Origin of the sequence: Devosia sp. Root413D1 (assembly GCF_001425235.1) — a bacterium.
GTDB lineage: Bacteria > Pseudomonadota > Alphaproteobacteria > Rhizobiales > Devosiaceae > Devosia_A.
In genome coordinates this window covers 397,270-415,005 of the sequence record NZ_LMEA01000010.1, presented here as the reverse complement: position 1 = coordinate 415,005, position 17,736 = coordinate 397,270, and the positions used below count along the sequence as shown (strand labels likewise).

The following is a 17,736-nucleotide window of genomic DNA, read 5'->3' as shown; positions in this document are numbered from 1 at the left end:
TTAGGGGGCCAGTTCTACCGAAAAAAACTCAATCTTGGAACGGGTCCTGAACCAGTATGGTATCCAGCCTTTCCGGGCTGGTGGAGAGCATGGCGACCGGCGCCCCGATCAGCTCTTCGATGTACCTGACGTACTTCACCGCCTGGGCCGGGAGTTCAGACCAGCTTCTCGCCCCTGCCGTTGTTTCCGACCACCCCTCGAGGGTCTCGTAAATCGGCTTAACAGCAGCTTGTGCTCCCATTGAGGCAGGCAAGTAGTCAATTTTTTGACCATTGAGCTCATAGCCCACGCACACTTTGAGCTCTTTGAGGCCGTCAAGAACATCCAGTTTCGTCAGCGCGATGCCGTTTATCCCCGAAGTTCTCACCGTCTGACGCACCAGCACCGCGTCAAACCACCCACAACGGCGCGGCCGCCCGGTGTTGACGCCGACTTCGCGGCCGACGCTCGAGAGGTGCCGGCCGATCTCGTCGTCGAGCTCGCACGGGAACGGCCCCTCGCCGACGCGGGTGGTATAGGCCTTGGTGATCCCCAGAACATAGCCGATCGCCGTCGGCCCGAGGCCCGAACCGGCTGCGGCCTGGCCCGCTACCGTGTTCGACGAAGTGACGAACGGATAGGTGCCATGGTCGTTATCGAGCAGCGCCCCCTGCGCCCCCTCGAACAGGATGCGCGCCCCGGCGCGGCGCTTCTCGTCGAGCAGCCGCCAGACCTGGTCGACATAGGGCAGGATCTTGCCGGCCACTTCCATCAGCTCGTCGTAGAGCGACTGTGCCGAGAGCTCTGCCATGCCCATGCCGCGGCGCAGCGCATTGTGATGCGCCAGCAGCCGCTCGATCTTGGGCATCAGCGTCTCGGGCTCGCTGAGGTCGCAGACCCGGATGGCGCGACGGCCGACCTTGTCTTCATAGGCCGGGCCGATGCCGCGGCGGGTGGTGCCGATCTTCAAACCGGAATTGCCGCTCTCGCGCACCGCGTCGAGCTCACGATGGAGGCTGAGGATCAGCGGCGCATTGTCGGCGATCTTCAGCACTTCAGGCGTGACTTCGATACCCTGGGCGCCGATCTTTTCCACCTCGGCGACGAAGTGGTGCGGATCGACCACCACGCCGTTGCCGATGACGCTCAGCTTGCCGCGCACCACGCCCGAGGGCAGCAGCGCCAGCTTGTAGCTGGTGCCGTCGATGACCAGCGTATGACCGGCATTGTGACCGCCCTGGTAGCGCACCACCACATCGGCGCGCTCCGACAGCCAGTCGACGATCTTGCCCTTGCCCTCGTCACCCCATTGGCTGCCGACGACGATCACGTTTGCCATGCGCTTATTGTCCCTCAGGAAGCGGCAGCCCGGCCGGGCGTGCTGCCGGCGGACCGCAAAGATCAGTTTCGTTTCGCTGCAAGCTGACCCGTGCGGCTGCCGCTGGGGAAGTCCGAGGTAGTTGCGGATGTCCTTTAGAGCAGTCCTTCTCAGATGACAAATCCCGTCACGTCGCACCCGCTGGAGGAGATCGGAAAATGTGGTGCAGCCCAGGGTTGGTCTCTCGACCAACCCAATGCAGGCGCGGCCCGGAAAAGTCGCAGACTTTTCCGGTCGATCTCTCAGTCGGGGAGCGCAGACAGGATTCAACGATGCGATGTCTCGCTCTAGCAATCACGGATAGTCACACCCATGTTACTGCAACCCAGCGCGCCAACCCGAGAACCTGAGGACAAGGTTATGCCCCTCTCGACTGCCGCGAATGCCTTCCGCCTGCCCGCCGGCTCTGCCGGCCGGGTGATCACAGCAACCGATTCCGACTACGACAAGCTCCGCACCGTCATGTACGGCGGCTACGATAAGCGCCCTGCGCAGCTCGTCCGCGTCGCCGATGCCGCCGACACTGCCGCCGCCATCGCCTATGCCCGCGACAACCAGCTCGAACTCGCCGTCCGCAGCGGCGGCCACAGCGGCGCCGGTCATTCGACCACCCATGGCGGCCTCGTCATCGATGTCCGCGACCTCAATGAAATCAACATCGACGCCGCCAATCGCACGGTTTGGGTCGGCGCCGGCGTTACGGCTATCGCCCTCACCGAAGCCCTGGCCCCGCACCAGCTGATCGTCGGCTTCGGCGACGCCGGCACGGTCGGCATCAGCGGCATCACGTTGGGCGGTGGCGTGGGTTATCTGGCGAGGAAGCATGGCCTCTCCATCGACTCGTTGCTGGCGGTCGAGCTGGTCACTGCCGATGGCCAGCAACTGCTCGCCGATGCCGCCAATCACCCGGAACTGTTCTGGGCGCTGCGCGGTGGCGGCGGCAATTTCGGCGTCGTCACCCGGCTGAAGTTCCAGCTGCATCCGCTCCCCGCCTTCACCGGCGGCATGCTGGTACTGCCGGCCACCGCCAAGACGATCGTCGGCTTCGTTGCCGCCGCCAAGGCGGCGCCCGAAGAACTCTCGGGCATTGCCAACGTCATGCCCGCCCCGCCCATGCCGTTCCTGCCGGCCGAGCAGCACGGCAAGATGGTGATCCTCGCCATGCTCGCCTTCGCCGGCGAGCCGGACGCAGCCGACAAGGCGCTGGCGCCATTCCGGGCGCTCGGCACCCCGCTGGCCGATTTCGTCAAGCCCGGCCCCTATGCCAGCATGTATCCGCCCGAGGATCCGGACTACCACCCGACGGCGGCGGCGCTGAACCTCCTCGTCGACCGTATCGGCACCCCGGAGGCCGAGACTATCCTCGGCTACCTCGAGGAATCCGACGCGAGCCTCAGGGTCTGCCAGATCCGTGTCCTCGGCGGCGCGCTCGGCCGCGTTGCCCCCTCGGCTACCGCCTACGCCCACCGCAAGAGCCCGATCATGATCAACGTGGCGGCGTTCTACGATGGCGAGGCCGACAAGCCGAAGAAGGAGGCCTGGGCCGCCGACTTCGCCAAGGCGTTGAACCAGGGCGACGATGGCGTCTACGTCAACTTCGTCGCCGACGAGGGCCCGGCCCGCGTCCGCGCCGCCTATCCCGGTGACACCTGGGACCGGCTCAGACAGGTGAAGCGGGCCTACGACCCGGAGAACCTGTTCCGGCTCAACCAGAACATCCCGCCGGCGGCCTGAGGCCACAGTACCGGGGTGTCAGCTCGACGCCCCGGTATCCCCGCACCTCAGCCCATTCCTGATCCGGCGCTGAGCGGCACATTCATTTGCCGTTCAATCTGCCGCCCCTAGAGGCCGCGCTCTCCTAACGCAACCTCAGCGAGAATTCAGGGAATGGACAAACGCTTTCCGCTCGAAGACCAGATCGACATGCTGGCCTCGAGCCTGCGCGGCCGCGTCGTAACGCGCCGTGATGCGGCTTATGACGAGGTGCGCACCGTCGCCCTCGGCAATTTCGACCGGCGCCCGGCGGCGGTGATCCGTGTCGCCAATGTCTCGGACGTGGCGGCAGTGATCAACTTCGCCCGCGCCACCGATCTCGAACTGGCGGTCCGCAGCGGCGGCCACAGCGTCGGCGGCCATAGCGGCACCGAGGGTGGCCTGGTCATTGACCTGCGCGATCTCAACGGCATCGAGATCGACGGCGAGACCAGCACCGTTTGGGCCGGCACCGGCCTCAGCTCCGGCGAAGTCACCCGCGCCGTCGAGCAGCACGGGCTGATCGTCGGCTTCGGCGATTCCGGCACGGTCGGCATTGGCGGCCTGACGCTGGGCGGCGGCATCGGCTACATGGTGCGCCAGCACGGCCTCACCATCGACTCGCTGCTGGCGGCCGAACTGGTGACGGCGGCCGGCGACATCCTCGTCGCCGACGCCGACAACCACCCCGACCTGTTCTGGGCGCTGCGCGGTGGTGGCGGCAATTTCGGCGTGGTGACGCGCCTGAAGTTCAAGCTCAACCCGCTGCCCTCCTTCGTCGGCGGCCCGCTGGTGCTGCCGGCTACGGCCGAGAACATCGCAAAGTTCGCCGCCCTCGCCGATGCAGCGCCGGACGCACTGTCGACCATCGCCATGGTGATGCCGATCCCGCCGGTGCCGTTCGTCCCGGCAGAATTCCACGGCAGGCTCGCACTGATCGGCATGATGGCCTTCTCCGGCACGCCCGACGCCGCGACCCAGGCGCTCGCCCCGTTCCGCGCCATCGCCACGCCGATCGCCGATCTCGTCGGCCCGGCGCCCTACTCCGCCATGTATGCCATGGATCCGCCGCCCGAGATGCGCCCGGCCGTCTCGTGCCGTTCGCGCTTCGTCGACCGGTTCAGCGTCGAGGCCGCGGCAAAAATGCTGGCGGCACTCGAAGCCTGTCCCAGCCCGATGAAGATGGGGCAGATCCGCGTCCTGGGCGGCGCCTATTCGCGCGTCGCCACCGACGCCACGGCCTTCGCGCATCGCCAGGGCAAGATCATGGTGGCGTTCCTCGCCATGTATGAAGGCGGTGCCGACGTCATCGCCCATTTCGACCGTTGGGCCACCGAGGCGGTCACCAGCGTCAGTGAGAAAAACGCCGTCGCCTATGTCAACTTCCTCGGCATCGAGGGTGGCGAGGGCCTCCGCGCCGCCTATCCCGGCTCGACCTGGGACCGGCTGCGCCAGGTCAAGGCCAAGTACGATCCGGAAAACCTGTTCCGGCTCAACCAGAACATCCCACCGGCGGCCTGACGGGCTGGCGCGACGCGCCAAGCCTCACGGCTTGCCTGTCGCGCTTCCGAACCGGAAAAGTCTGCAACTTTTCCTGGAAGCACTCTATGTTCGCGCCTTCTTCGGCCGCCATCTTTCGAGGTGGCGGCCGATGCACGAACCATACGGCCCCGATGACGAACTCCTCTGCCGCGACCGGCAACCGCGCGTTCCACGCCCTGATGGATCGCCCCTATCTGATCCTGATCCTCACCACGCTGTTCTGGGGTGGCAATGTCGTCGCCGGCAAACTCGCCGTCGGCCATATCGACGCGCATTCGCTGATGATCTTGCGCTGGACCGGCGCGCTGCTGCTGGTGCTGCCCTTCGCCATCAAGCCGCTGCAGCGCGATTGGCCGGTGATCCGGGCTAAATGGTGGCTCTACCTGTTCTATGGCGCCGTGGGCTTCGCCACCTTCAACGTGCTGGTCTATGTCGCCGCCTATTACACTTCGGGGGTCAACACCTCGCTCGAGCAGGTGGCGGTCAATATCTTCGTCATCATCCTCAACTTCTCGCTGTTCCGCACCCGGGTGCGCGGCCTGCAACTGCTCGGCGTACTGGTCACTATCCTCGGCGTCGCCATCATCGCGACGCATGGCGACCTGACCCGCATCCTGACGCTGGAAGTGAACCTCGGCGACCTCCTCGTCATCCTCGCCTGTTTCGCCTACGCCATCTATTCGATCGCGCTGCGCTGGCGCCCGCCGACCCACTGGACCAGCTTCCTCGCCGCCACCTGCAGCGGCGCCATCCTCGCCTCGCTCGCCTACCAGGCGACGCTCGGCAACGGCACCGCGAACCTCCCGTCCAACCTCGCCTCCATCGATCTGCAGGGCTGGCTGATCGCCGCCTATACGGTGATCTTCCCCTCGGTGATCTCGCAGATGCTCTATGTCCGCGGTGTCGAACTGATCGGCTCCAACCGCGCCAGCCTGTTCGTCAACCTGATCCCGCTGTTCGGCACGGTCGGCTCGGTGATCGTCCTTGGCGAAGCGCTGCAGCTGTTCCACATCGTCGCCGCAATCCTCGTCGCCGCCGGCCTGGTGCTGGCGGAATATTCGGCGCGGCGCGGCACATGAGCGGGATCGAACTCCGACCGGCGACTTCTGCCGACTACGATATCATCGCCACCATCTGGCACCTGAGCGCCGGCCTGCCGGGCGTCGGGCCGGCGCAACTGCCGCCGCTCGAGCGGCTGCGGGAGCGGGTTGACGTCGAGATGGAGGCTGGCTGGCAGGTGACGGTGGCTGAGGCCAGCCCGGAGATCGTCGGCTTTCTCGCCATCAAGCCGGAAGCCGCCATCCTCGACCAGCTGTTCATGCATCCCGAAGCGCGTGGGCTAGGTCTCGGCCGGCTGCTGCTCGATGCCGCCAAGGCGCAGATGCCTGATGGTTTCACCCTGTTCACCCGCCCCGGCAACATGCCGGCTCGAAAGTTCTACGAGAAGCACGGGCTGGTTCACCTGCGCGACGAGCTGCACCCGGTCTTCGGCGATCCGATCGTCTGGTATGGGTGGAAGCAGGGGTAGACCTCACACGCTGGTGCGTGTGGCTCCCCCCTCCCAACCTCCCCCACAAGGGGGAGGTGCCGTTCAGTGGATAAGGCGGGATCCAGCCAACTCACCGGCCCGACACCTCCCCCTTGATGGGGGAGGCTGGGAGGGGGTGGGGCCGCAAACGCAGGGGGCGCATCACCCCACCATCACCGCCAGCAAAGCTGCCGTCTCCGCATCTGCCGGCAAGAACGCCTCGATCACCAATTCGCTGAGCGTGATCTCGGTTGGCGTACCGAACACCGTGGTGGTCGAGATGAAGCTCGCCACCGCGTCGCCGAAGCGCATCTTCATCGGCACGAACACCCCGCCATGCTCGTCGCGCCCTTCATAGCCTGGAGCGATGCCGGAGATCTCGCGCAACTCCTCCAGCAGCTCGGCGATGGCAGGATCGCCGCTCGCCTCGAGCTGCGCCGCCACCCGGCGCAGGATATCGCGGGCCCATTCGTCGTAGTTGACGATCAGCCGCCCCAGCCCGTCCTGATGCAAGCTGAGGCGCAGCACGTTGATCGGCTCCTGCAGCAGCGCCGGGTCCCTGACCTGCGCCAGGAACGGCGCCGCCGCGGCATTCGCCGAGACCAGGTTCCAGCCGCGATCGACGGCGATGGCCAGGTACGGCTCATAGGCCTTGAGCACCAGATCGACCGCAGCGCGGGCTGGCGCCAGATCCGGGTGGTCGAGCCGCCGCTCCGGATAGACCGGCGCGTAGCCGGCCGCCAGCAGCATCAGGTTGCGGATCCGCAGCGGCACCCCGAGCCCCGAGGCGATGCGCAGCACCACCTCGCGGCTCGGCACCGAGCGCCCGCTTTCGATGAAGCTCAAGTGCTTCTGGCTGAGCTCGATCTCCAGCGCCAGGGAGAGCTGGCTGAAGCGGCGGTGCTGCCGCCAGTCGCGGATATAGTCGCCGATGGAACGGTCGGAGGCCGTGGCTTGTGCGTGGGTCATGGCGCCGACCCTACCCCGCCGCGTCGGCGGTTCAATTACCTCTGCGTTAGTTGAGACGAGGAAGCGGGAGGTAGAAATGTGTCGCCGTCACCTACGAAACCCGACGGAGAAACCGAAATGAACCTCATCCGCTTTGCCCTCGTTGCCGATGCCGCCGCGACCGTGGCCACTGGCGCGCTGCTTGCCATCGGCGGGAGCCTCCTCGCCGACCTCACCGGCCTGCCGGCCACCGCCACCCTGCCGCTCGGCCTGTTCCTTGTCGCTTTCGCCGCCTTCGTCGCCTGGGTTGGGATGCAGCGTGAGACACCGCGCGGCGCCACGATGCTGATCGTCATCGTCAACGCTGCCTGGGTGGTCGCCAGCCTCATCGTGCTCTTGGCCGGCACGTTTCCGTTGACGCTGCTCGGCGTGGCCTTCGTCATCGCCCAGGCCGTCGCGGTTGCAGCACTTGCCGCCCTGCAATGGGTCGGCCTCGGCCGGGCTCGCGCCCTCGCCTGACATCTCAGGACCGGCAACCGCCCTCGCGGGTCTCCCGCGGGGGCGCTTTGCTAGTGCCAGTCCCGGTCTCCCGGCGACGGCCGACGCGACAGCCTCGGCCCGAGCGAGACGATGAAATCGGCGACGGCTCGCACCCGCGCGGTTCGTGCCAGGTCGCGATGCATCACCAGCCAGGCATCGATTGAGATCACCTGCTCGGGCGGCACCACGCAAACGAGGCCCTGATCGCCGTCGGCGCCGAAGCACGGCAGAATGGCGAGGCCGAGACCGGCTCGGCAGGCATCGAACAACAGTCGCGTTGTGTTGACGCGGAGCGCGATGCGCGCGGCGGCGGCATGCTCCGCCAGCCAGGCGCCACCCCGAAGGTTGGCCATCTCCTCGATCCACGAGACGATCTCGACCTTGCCGAAATCCACCGCCCCCTCTTCCAGGTGCCGGGAGACGACATAGCCAGGCGAAGCGTAGACGGCGAGATCGACTGCCCCCACCCGTCGAATCAGCAACTCGCCCTTGTCCGGGCGGACCGTCCTCAGCGCCAGGTCGGCATCGCGGCGCGTCAGGCTCGAGAGGTCAAGCCGCGCCAGCACCTCGAGCGAGATCAGCGGATGGCAGCTGCAAAAGCTCGGCAGGGCCGGCACGATCACCATGGTGGCGAGGTCTTCGGTGGTGGCCACCCGCACCCGGCCGGAGAGCCGCTGGTCGGCGCCCATCGTCTCGCGTTCGAGCGACAGCACCGCTGCTTCGGCCTCTTCCGCCTTGGCGAGGACGGCAGTGCCGGTCTCGGTCAACAGGTACCCGGTGGACCGCCGCTCGAACAGTTGCGCTCCGAGCTTTTCCTCGAGCGCCTCCACATGCCGGCCGACCGTCGCGGCGCTGCTCTTGAGGGCACGCGCCGCATCGGTGAGGCTGCCGGTGCGCGCCACGGCCAGGAAGTGCCGGAGATCATCCCATTCCATGGCAACCCCAGAAATGAAAAACGGCCTATCAGTCTTTGCTGTAGCACGTGAGCGGGCCGCGGCGCGAATGTGGCGACGGCAACAAATTCAACGCCAGGGAGGTCTGAATGCAGGTAGTGCGCGAACAATCGAACGACGTGATGCTCAAGCCGAAATTCCTGACGCCGGAGGCGGGGCTGCGGCTGCAGTCGGGTCCCGGGCGTGATCTCATCTTCAAGGTGACCGGCGAAGACACTGCCGGCAAGTTCGACTATTTCGTCGTCGAGGTGGCGCCGCATGGCGGCCCGCCGCTGCACGTCCATCACCTGCAGGAGGAAACGCTGCAGGTGCTGAAGGGGCGGTTCAAGGTGCGCTGCGGCGAGCAGACCGAAATCCTCGAAGAAGGCGGTTTCGTCTATCTGCCCGCCGGCATACCGCACGCCTTCCTCAACCTCACCGACGAGCCGGCCGAGGTGCTGGTGGTCTATGTGCCGGGCGGCGGCCACAAGTTCTACGAGGAACTGGGGCCGGTGGCGCGGGCGGCAAATCCCGACCGTGCAGCGATCGCGGCCGTGTTCACCCGTCACGGCATGACCCTGCTCGGACCACCCCTCAGCCGCGACTGATCGACTTAGCTGCGCATGCAAACGTCCCCGTGGGAAGCCGCGGGGACGTCGCATTTCGAGCGGCAGAATTGGTTCGTCCCGGTGCTGCTGACAGGCTCTGTCAGCAGCACCGGCGCATGGTTCTGGGGCCGGCAGAGACCGGCGCCGAAACAGCGAGGATGACCCGGAAATGCCCCTGACCCGTCGATCCCTCATCAAGTCCGCCATCGCCGCAGCCCTGGTGCCGGCGTTCACGGCCATCGCCCATTCCGCAGCCCGAGGAGAGACCACCATGACCACCGCCAAGCCGTTCAAGCTCGCCATCGCCGACGCCGATATCGCCGACCTGCAATATCGCCTGCGCAGCGCCCGCTGGCCGGTCGAGGTTGCCCCGGACACCTGGGAGCGCGGCATCCCCGGCGGTTACCTCCGGCAGCTGGCCGAGCGCTGGGCCGCCTTCGACTGGCGCGCCCAGGAGGCTGAACTCAACCGCTACGACCAGGTGATGCTCGAGTTCGAGGGCGAGCATGTGCACGCCTTCCACATCCGTTCCAGGCACGCCGACGCCATGCCGCTGGTGCTCTGCCATGGCTGGCCGAGTTCGGGCATCGAATACCTGAAGCTGGTCGAGCCGCTGACCAACCCGGCGGACGGCAAAGACGCCTTCCACCTCATCATCCCCACCGCTCCCGGTTTCGGCCTCTCCCCTGCCCCGCGGCAGCCCGGCTGGACCGCCGGCAAGACCGCCGCCGCCATCGTCGAGCTGCTCAACCAGTTCGGCTATGACCGCTTCGCCGTGCACGGCACCGATATGGGCTCCGACGTCGCGGCGCAGCTCGACGTGCTGACCAATGGCCGCGCCATTGGGCTGCATCTCGGCACCGACCTCGACAGCGTCATCGCCGTCGCCTCGTTCATGGGCGGCGACCTCCAGCAGAACCCGGCGCTCACCGCCGAGCAGAAAGAGCGCGCCGGCGCCCTGTTGGCCAAGGTCGCCGATCGCAACGGCTACATCGCCATCCAGTCGACCCGGCCCAAGACGCTGGGCTATGCGCTGAACGACTCGCCGATCGGCCAGCTCGCCTGGATCGCCGAGAAGTTCGAGGCCTGGACCAACCCGAACAAGGCGACGATCGAAGCGGCGGTCGATATCGACCAGTTCCTCACCAATGTGAGCCTCTATTGGTACGGAGGCGGCGGCTCCGCTTCGGCCAATGCACTGTGGGAAGCCTTCAAGGCCATGGGCTGGGCCCCGCCCAGCGCCACCCCGCGCGGCGTCGCGGTGTTCAACGCCAGCGACCTGGTCCGCCCGCTGTTCGACCCACAACAGCAGATCGGCCACTGGAGCGAGTTCACCGAGGGCGGACACTTCCCGGCGATGGAAGAACCGGCACTGTTGGCCGGGGATCTCAAGACGTTCTTCCGTCCGCTGCGCGGCTAGGATTATCCCAAACAGCCGGTGGTTGCCGACCCCCACCCTTAATCCCTCCCCGCAAGGGGGAGGGAGACGCAGACTGAAGTGCTGGTGTGAGGGTCTCCCTCCCCCCGGGGCGACCTCTCGTCGTCCCCTTGCGGGGAGGGGACAGGGGTGGGGGTCAGCCCGCACCGGCTCCTGGGCAAACAAAAAGAGGCCGGGCAATGCCCGGCCTTTCCGTATGAACCCAACCCTGCGGCTTAGTTGAACGCCACGGCCTTGGCCTGGCGCACGCCGGGGAGCCCGGCAATTTCCTTGAGCTGCTCCGCCGTGACCTCGCCATCGATCGACAACAGCGCAATCGCGTCGCCGCCCACCTCGGCGCGGCCGAGGTTGAAGTTGGCGATGTTGATGCCGAGGTTGCCGAGGAGCGTCCCGAGCCGGCCGATGTGGCCCGGCTTGTCCTCGTTGGTGACGTAGAGCATCGACGGGGTCAGTTCGGCATCCATGTTGATGCCCTTGACCTGGATGATGCGCGATTTTCCGTTGGCAAAGATGGTGCCGGCAATGCCGCGTTCCTGCCGCTCGGTGATCACCGTGAGGCGGATATAGCCTTCATAGGCACCCTGCTGGTCGCGGGTGATGATCTCGACATTGATGCCACGATCCTTGGCGATCTGCGGCGCCGAAACCATGTTCACCTCGGCCACCTGCGGCTTCAACACGCCGTTGATCGCCGCGGCGGTCATCGGCTTGGTGTTGAGCGCCGCGACATTGCCCTCGTACTCGAGGCGGATGCCCTTGATCGAGGTCTCGGTCAGCTGGCCGGCGAACGAGCCGAGCGCCTCGGCGAGCTTCACCCACGGGGTCAGCCGCGGCGCTTCCTCGGCGGTGATCGAGGGGAAGTTCAGCGCATTGGTGATCTCGCCGGTATTGAGATAGGCCGAGATCTGCTCGGCCACCTGCAGCGCCACGTTCTCCTGCGCTTCGGTGGTCGAAGCGCCGAGGTGCGGGGTGGCGATGAAGTTGGCGAGCTCGAACAGCGGGTTGTTCTGCGCCGGCTCCTCGACGAACACGTCGAACGCCGCGCCCGCCACCTTCCCCGATTTCAGCGCCTCATAGAGCGCCGCTTCATCGACGAGGCCGCCACGGGCGCAGTTGATGATGCGCACGCCGTCCTTCATCTTGGCGATGGCCTCGGCATTGATGATGTTGCGGGTCGCGTCGATCAGCGGCGTGTGCAGCGTGATGAAATCGGCACGCTTCAGCAGCTCGTCGAGCTCGACCTTCTCGACCCCGATGGCCTGTGCGCGCTCGGGCGTCAGGAACGGGTCGAACGCCACGACCTTCATCTTGAGGCCCTGCGCCCGGTCGGCAACGATCGAGCCGATATTACCGGCGCCGATCAGGCCAAGCGTCTTGTTGGTGACCTCGACGCCCATGAAGCGGTTCTTTTCCCACTTCGATGCCTTGGTCGAAGCGTCGGCTTCGGGGATCTGCCGGGCCAGCGACAGCATCAGCGAGATGGCGTGCTCGGCGGTAGTGATCGAGTTGCCGAACGGGGTGTTCATCACGATGATGCCGGCCTTGGTGGCGGCCGGGATATCGACGTTGTCGACGCCGATGCCGGCGCGGCCGATCACCTTCAGGTTCTTGGCGGCGCTGAGGATCTTGTCGGTCACCTTGGTCGCCGAGCGGATGGCGAGGCCGTCATACTGGCCGATCACCTCGAACAGCTTGTCCTTGTCCTTGCCGAGATCGGGCAGGTAGTCGACGTCGATATTGTTGTCCTTGAAGATCTGGACCGCGGTCTTCGACAGCTTGTCCGAAACGAGAACCTTGGGCATGTCGCCCTCCATGCTGTTGCGGCTCCGGGCTTGACCTCAGACCGCGTGAAACTTGGGGAAGTGAGCCGCCCCGGTGGGGCGGCTGGAAGCAATGGTGCTTAGGCGGCAGCCTGTGCCAGCGCGGCCTTCTCGGCGGCGAAGGCGTAGTCGAGCCACGGGGTCAGCGCCGCAAGGTTGGCGGTCTCGACCGTGGAGCCGGCCCAGATGCGCAGCCCCGTCGGAGCATCGCGGTAGCCGCCGATATCATAGGCGACGCCGGCCTTGTCGAGCCGCGAGACGATCGCCTTGGCGAAAGCCGCCTGCGCGTCGTCGGAGAGCGCGGTGATCGCCGGGTCCTTGATCACGAGGCAGATCGAGGTGTTCGAACGCTCGGCCTCGTTCTTGGCGAGGAAGGCCGCCCAGTCGGACTTGGCCACCCAATCGGCCAGCACCTTGGCATTGGCATCGGCGCGCGCCTGCATGCCCTTCAGCCCGCCGACGGTCTTGCCCCATTCCATCGCGTCCACCGCGTCTTCGATGCACAGCATTGACACGGTGTTGATGGTGGCGCCCTCGAAGATATCGGCCATGAGCTTGCCGCCCTTGGTCATGCGGAAAATCTTGGGCAACGGCCAGGCCGGCTTGTAGGTCTCGAGCCGCTCGACGGCGCGCGGGCTGAGGATCAGCACGCCATGCGCCGCTTCACCACCCAGCGCCTTCTGCCAGGAGAAGGTGATCACATCGAGCTTCTGGAAATCGAGGTTCTGCGCAAATGCGGCAGAGGTCGCGTCGCAGATGGTGAGGCCTTTGCGATCGGCCGGGATCCAGTCGGCGTTCGGCACCCGGACGCCTGAGGTGGTGCCGTTCCAGGTGAACACCACGTCATTGTCGAAATTGACGGTCGAGAGGTCCGGCAGCTCGCCATAGGGGGCGGTCAGGGTGCGGACGTTCTGCAGCTTCAGCTGCTTCTGCACGTCGGTGACCCAGCCCTCGCCGAACGATTCCCAGGCCAGCATGTCGACGCCGCGGGCGCCGAGCATCGACCACAGCACCATCTCCACGGCGCCGGTATCGGAAGCTGGGACGATGCCGATCAGGTAGTCCGCCGGGACTTCGAGCAGCTCACGCGTCAGCGCGATGGCCTTCTCGATGCGCTGCTTGGCCGGCTTGGCGCGATGCGAGCGGCCAACCAGCGCGTTGGCGAGCACGTCCACCGTCCAGCCAGGACGTTTGGCACAGGGGCCCGACGAAAAATTGGGGTTAGCCGGTTTCACTGCCGGCGCAGTCAGGGGCAAATCAGCCATGGCGACCCTCCCAGGTCGAAAGCCTTGCGTTAGGGCAAGGTGTCCTGAGACGGGCAGATACTCCTCATGACGTAAGCGCGTCAAGCGTCCAAAAGTCGGAGACGGAGCGAATTCCGCGACGACAATACCTGTGCCGGTCACCTGCCTCGCACAACGCCACGTCGACGTGACTGGGAGCGCCTATCGCACTTCAAACAGGCGCAGCGCGTAGGTCGCCACGGCAACCAGATCCCCGCCTGGAGCGACGTCGACGACGGACCCGCCCTCGGGTGAGGATTTGGTGATCCCCGTGACGATCAATTGACCGCCTTCGATTCCGCCCACCCATAGGAGTCCTTCTTCTGTGCTGCTGAAGAACATCGGACCGTCGGCTCCCGCAACCAGATCGGCGTCGAAGTTGAACACCTGGGATCGCGATAGGTCGAGGGCGAGATTCTCCGCGTCGCTAAGGACGGGCGTTCCGGAGGACAGGTCGAACAGCCAGAGGTTCTTGTCGGCGCTGCCCACGGCGCAGTTCACCACCAGAAGCCAGTTGCCCAGAACCGAGATGTTGTTGATCCCGCGCTGCGCCTTCTCGTTATAGCGAACTCGGAACAGCTCGCTGCCATCCCGAACGCTGAGCCCCACCAGATCGCCATCTTCTGACCCGGTGACGACCGTGGTGTCGTTCCAGAGCGCGAGGCCCCTCACATTATGCAGCTGCCACGGATTGGACGGTGCATTGGGCGAGGCGACGTTGATGTGCCTCAGGATCGAGAAACCGCCGTCAGGACCCTGCTGCCAGTAGATGACGGCACCACTTTCATGACCAGTAACCAGCAGCTTGGCGCCGTCGACTTCGGTGATGAGCCCGCTATTGGCGGGTCCGTAAGTCGGATCGTAAGGCAGGTTGGCGACAAGCTCGAAGTCTTGCTCTGCATCGGCTGCCCCGTCTCGGCGCCACACGGCGAGGCTTTCTCGACCATCGGACGATACGATCGTCGAGCCATCAACTGCTGCCACCATTTCGACACCCTGCCCCGAAGGCAGGGCCATCGCCTGGGTAACCATGGGTCCCCACTCTCCTGCCTTGGGCGTCCGGAATAACGACAGCGTTCCATCCCACCGTCCGACAACGAAGTGTGTGGGGTCGAACCAGTCCATGGTCTGGGCGAAGAGTACAGTGGTGCCGGCAGGCTTGATTGTCTGCGCGGGAAGGTCGTCAGCCAGGGCCGCACTGGCAGCCGCGATCAGGATTGAGAGAACGCCGACAATTCTCTTGCCGATCTTATTGCCTGACATGATTTCTCTCATCCCCAATTCTGCCGACAATATCTCAGCTCCGATCAGAGATTGCCAGAATTAACTAGAGTCTCCACGCCTTTCGGGAGCGTATCTTGCAGCACATAGATCAGGCGGCAGCGCACACTACTTGTCACTGGTCCGAACGACGTGTTGGCCTCGCGATATCCTCGATCTACTGGCTTGGCTGCATCTAGGCGCCACAGCAGGGCCGCTCGTCAGAAGTTTGTTTGAGCGTGCCAGGATGACGGTTAGGCATGTTGCGGCTGGGGCGCCTTGGTTGACCACGCCGCTCCAGGTCAATTGCCGACCTTGATAGATGCATGCGCATACATATATATTCCGCAACCGCAGCCTTAGGAGGCATGTCATGCAGTTCGGAATCTTCTCGGTCAGCGACGTCACCCGCAACCCGCTCACCGGCAACACCCCCAGCGAAGCCCAGCGGATCGATGCCATCGGCCGCATCGCGCAGCGCGCCGACGAGGTCGGTCTCGACGTGTTCGCCATTGGCGAGCATCACAACCCGCCCTTCTTCTCGTCCTCGCCGACGACGCTGCTCGCCCATATCGCGGCGCTGACGCAGCGCATCATCCTGTCGACCTCGGTGACGCTGGTCACCACCAACGACCCGGTGAAGATCGCCGAGGATTACGCCATGCTGCAGCACCTGGCCAAGGGCCGGGTCGACCTGATGCTGGGCCGCGGCAACACCGTGCCGGTCTATCCCTGGTTCGGCCAGGACATCCGCAACGGCGTGGCGCTGGCGCTCGAGAACTACAACCTGCTGCATCGGCTGTGGCGTGAGGATGTGGTCGATTGGCAGGGCAAGTCCCGCACGCCGCTGCAGGGCTTCACCGCCATCCCCCGGCCGCTCGACGACGTGCCGCCCTTCGTCTGGCACGGCTCGATCCGCACCCCAGAGATCGCCGAGCAGGCGGCCTATTACGGCAATGGCTATTTCGCCAACAATGTCCTCGCGCCCAACTTCCATTTCCTGCCGCTGGTCAACTTCTACCGGGAGCGCTTCGAGCACTATGGCCACGGCAGCAAGGAGCAGGCCATTGTCGGGCTGGGCGGACACGCCTTCATCGCGAAAAACTCGCAGGATGCCCATGAGCGCTTCCGGCCGTTCTTCGAGGGCAACCCGATCTATGGCTCGAGCTACAGCCTCGAGGAATATGCGAAGAACACGCCGCTCAGCGTCGGTAGCCCGCAGGAGATCATCGACAAGACGCTGAGCTTCCGCGAGGCCTTCGGCGATTACCAGCGCCAGCTCTGGGTGGTCGACGCCATGGGCCTGCCGCTCGAGGCGGCGCTGGAGCAGGTCGAGCTGCTGGGCATCGAAGTGGTGCCGGTGCTGCGCAAGGAGATGGCTTCGCGGCGTTCGTCTGGCGCCGCCGAGGCGCCGACGCACGCGAGCCTGGTCGCCGCCAAGTACGGCGACGCCCCGGCGCGACAGCCGACGCCCAACCCCAACCGCGGCGACAATCTGACCGGCGCCCGGCCCTACCAGGACACCGACCCGGCCCTCGCCGCCAAGCTGCCGCTGGTGGGCTGAGCCATGGCCAGCGACACCAGATTGGCGAACGAGGCCTGGGAGGCGCTGTTCCGCGCGCAGATGACCATTGCCGCCGAGCTGCACGCCGGCGACGCCTGGGGCGACCTCGTGCCCACCGATTACGGCGTGCTCTACGCCCTCTCGACGGCAAAGACCGGCCTTAGGATGTCTGAACTCGGCAAGGACATCCTCATCAGCCAGGCGGGGCTCTCGAGGTCGGTGTCGCGGCTCGAAGCCCGCGGCCTGATCGACCGTCAGGCCGACCCTGAGGATGCCCGCGCCAGCATCCTCAGCCTGTCCAAGGCCGGCGCGCACCTGCAGAAGCGCGTCGGCGCCAGGCATGGCCGCCATGTCGCCGAGGCGATGACCTGTCGCCTCAGCGATCAGCAACTCGTCCAATTGCGCGATCTCTGCGAGCATTTGCTCGCGGGGTCGCCGGCAACGCCGGAGGTCTAGATGACCAAGCCGTTCCAGAGTCCCGAGCACCCCGCCCGCCTCGTCGTCATCAATGCCGGGGTCAGCGATCCGTCATCGACCCGCATGCTGGCTGATCGCATCGCGCAGCAGAGCCTCGACCGGCTGGCGGGAGCCGGCCTCGCCACCTCGCTCACCATCATCGACCTCGCGCCGCTGGCGATCGACATCGCCAAGGCCATCGTCGCCGGCTTCCCCGGCGACAAGCTGCAGGCCGCCATCGATAGCCTGGCCGGCGCCGACGCCATCGTCGCCGCCACCCCGGTCTACAAGGCCGGGATGAGCGGGCTGTTCAAATCCTTCATCGACCTCGTCGACAACGACCTGTTGATCGCCAAGCCGGTGATCCTCGCCGCAACGGCCGGCACCGCCCGCCACGCCATGGTCGCCGACGAGCAGATGCGGCCGCTGTTCGCGTTCCTCCGCGCCGTCCCCGTCCCCACCTCGATCTTTGCGGCGCCGGAGGATTGGGGCGCACCCGATCTCGGCAAGCGCATCGATCGCGCCGCCACCGAACTCGCCCAGTTCGTCGCGTCGGGCGTCGGACGCGCCATCGTCAATGCCGCCTGGGATGGCTATCAGCATCAGTTCGCCGGCAACGCCGCGCAGGCCGAGCGCTCGGCCGCTGACGTGAACTTCGACACCGACCTGATGCGGCTGGCGGCCGGCGGATCGTCGTCCGGCTCCTGA

Annotated in this window: 16 protein-coding genes; 10 read left to right on the top strand and 6 right to left on the bottom strand. The window is 65.9% G+C overall.

Features of this window, described 5'->3' with window-relative positions:
• Positions 1 to 28: 28 nt before the first annotated feature.
• The gene (locus ASC89_RS16690; RefSeq protein WP_055999767.1) at positions 29 to 1,318 is read right to left on the bottom strand and encodes an adenylosuccinate synthase; all 1,290 of its coding nucleotides are present in this window, start codon (positions 1,316 to 1,318) and stop codon (positions 29 to 31) included.
• Positions 1,319 to 1,717: 399 nt separating this feature from the next.
• Between ASC89_RS16690 and ASC89_RS16685 the strand changes: the two genes are divergently transcribed.
• The 4 genes from ASC89_RS16685 to ASC89_RS16670 all read left to right on the top strand — a co-directional run bounded on the left by ASC89_RS16685 (position 1,718) and on the right by ASC89_RS16670 (position 6,179).
• Positions 1,718 to 3,091, top strand: coding sequence for an FAD-binding oxidoreductase (locus tag ASC89_RS16685; protein WP_055883258.1), 1,374 nt, complete (start codon positions 1,718 to 1,720; stop codon positions 3,089 to 3,091).
• Between the two features lie 153 nt (positions 3,092 to 3,244).
• A complete protein-coding gene (locus ASC89_RS16680) occupies positions 3,245 to 4,630 on the top strand; it encodes an FAD-binding oxidoreductase (protein WP_156384653.1) in 1,386 nt (461 codons plus the stop codon).
• Positions 4,631 to 4,782: 152 nt separating this feature from the next.
• Complete coding sequence (locus ASC89_RS16675) at positions 4,783 to 5,730, top strand: DMT family transporter (RefSeq protein ID WP_055999764.1); 948 nt, start codon at positions 4,783 to 4,785, stop codon at positions 5,728 to 5,730.
• On the top strand, positions 5,727 to 6,179 hold the full coding sequence (locus ASC89_RS16670; protein WP_055999761.1) for a GNAT family N-acetyltransferase: 453 nt from the start codon (positions 5,727 to 5,729) through the stop codon (positions 6,177 to 6,179). The genes ASC89_RS16675 and ASC89_RS16670 overlap by 4 nt, the downstream gene beginning before the upstream one ends.
• A 162-nt stretch (positions 6,180 to 6,341) precedes the next feature.
• Here the strand turns inward: ASC89_RS16670 and ASC89_RS16665 are convergent, their stop codons facing one another.
• The gene (locus ASC89_RS16665; protein WP_055999758.1) at positions 6,342 to 7,148 is read right to left on the bottom strand and encodes a helix-turn-helix domain-containing protein; all 807 of its coding nucleotides are present in this window, start codon (positions 7,146 to 7,148) and stop codon (positions 6,342 to 6,344) included.
• Between the two features lie 117 nt (positions 7,149 to 7,265).
• On the opposite strand from ASC89_RS16665, the gene ASC89_RS16660 reads away from it, so the two are divergent.
• Complete coding sequence (locus ASC89_RS16660) at positions 7,266 to 7,646, top strand: hypothetical protein (protein WP_055999755.1); 381 nt, start codon at positions 7,266 to 7,268, stop codon at positions 7,644 to 7,646.
• A gap of 50 nt (positions 7,647 to 7,696) precedes the next feature.
• Here the strand turns inward: ASC89_RS16660 and ASC89_RS16655 are convergent, their stop codons facing one another.
• On the bottom strand, positions 7,697 to 8,602 hold the full coding sequence (locus ASC89_RS16655; protein WP_055999752.1) for a LysR family transcriptional regulator: 906 nt from the start codon (positions 8,600 to 8,602) through the stop codon (positions 7,697 to 7,699).
• 107 nt (positions 8,603 to 8,709) lie between these two features.
• Between ASC89_RS16655 and ASC89_RS16650 the strand changes: the two genes are divergently transcribed.
• Positions 8,710 to 9,207 carry a cupin domain-containing protein gene (locus tag ASC89_RS16650; protein WP_055999749.1) on the top strand — a complete coding sequence of 166 codons (498 nt, stop codon included), beginning with the start codon at positions 8,710 to 8,712 and terminating at the stop codon, positions 9,205 to 9,207.
• Between the two features lie 169 nt (positions 9,208 to 9,376).
• Complete coding sequence (locus ASC89_RS16645) at positions 9,377 to 10,627, top strand: epoxide hydrolase family protein (protein ID WP_055999746.1); 1,251 nt, start codon at positions 9,377 to 9,379, stop codon at positions 10,625 to 10,627.
• 233 nt (positions 10,628 to 10,860) lie between these two features.
• Here ASC89_RS16645 and serA read toward each other — a convergent pair whose 3' ends face one another.
• The 3 genes from serA to ASC89_RS16630 all read right to left on the bottom strand — a co-directional run bounded on the left by serA (position 10,861) and on the right by ASC89_RS16630 (position 15,011).
• Positions 10,861 to 12,447, bottom strand: a complete 1,587-nt coding sequence (gene serA, locus ASC89_RS16640; RefSeq protein WP_055883342.1) for a phosphoglycerate dehydrogenase — start codon at positions 12,445 to 12,447, stop codon at positions 10,861 to 10,863.
• A 98-nt stretch (positions 12,448 to 12,545) separates the two neighbouring features.
• Positions 12,546 to 13,730: a phosphoserine transaminase gene (locus tag ASC89_RS16635; RefSeq protein WP_055999743.1), complete on the bottom strand. Its 1,185-nt coding sequence runs from the start codon at positions 13,728 to 13,730 to the stop codon at positions 12,546 to 12,548.
• Positions 13,731 to 13,910: 180 nt separating this feature from the next.
• On the bottom strand, positions 13,911 to 15,011 hold the full coding sequence (locus ASC89_RS16630; protein WP_156384652.1) for a hypothetical protein: 1,101 nt from the start codon (positions 15,009 to 15,011) through the stop codon (positions 13,911 to 13,913).
• A gap of 370 nt (positions 15,012 to 15,381) precedes the next feature.
• Here ASC89_RS16630 and ASC89_RS16625 point away from each other — a divergent pair, with 370 nt between their 5' ends.
• The 3 genes from ASC89_RS16625 to ASC89_RS16615 are packed head-to-tail and all read left to right on the top strand — an operon-like array spanning position 15,382 to position 17,736.
• Positions 15,382 to 16,572 carry a CE1758 family FMN-dependent luciferase-like monooxygenase gene (locus ASC89_RS16625; RefSeq protein ID WP_055999734.1) on the top strand — a complete coding sequence of 397 codons (1,191 nt, stop codon included), beginning with the start codon at positions 15,382 to 15,384 and terminating at the stop codon, positions 16,570 to 16,572.
• Positions 16,573 to 16,575: 3 nt separating this feature from the next.
• Positions 16,576 to 17,028, top strand: coding sequence for a MarR family winged helix-turn-helix transcriptional regulator (locus ASC89_RS16620; RefSeq protein WP_055999731.1), 453 nt, complete (start codon positions 16,576 to 16,578; stop codon positions 17,026 to 17,028).
• Positions 17,029 to 17,736, top strand: a complete 708-nt coding sequence (locus tag ASC89_RS16615; protein ID WP_055999729.1) for a CE1759 family FMN reductase — start codon at positions 17,029 to 17,031, stop codon at positions 17,734 to 17,736.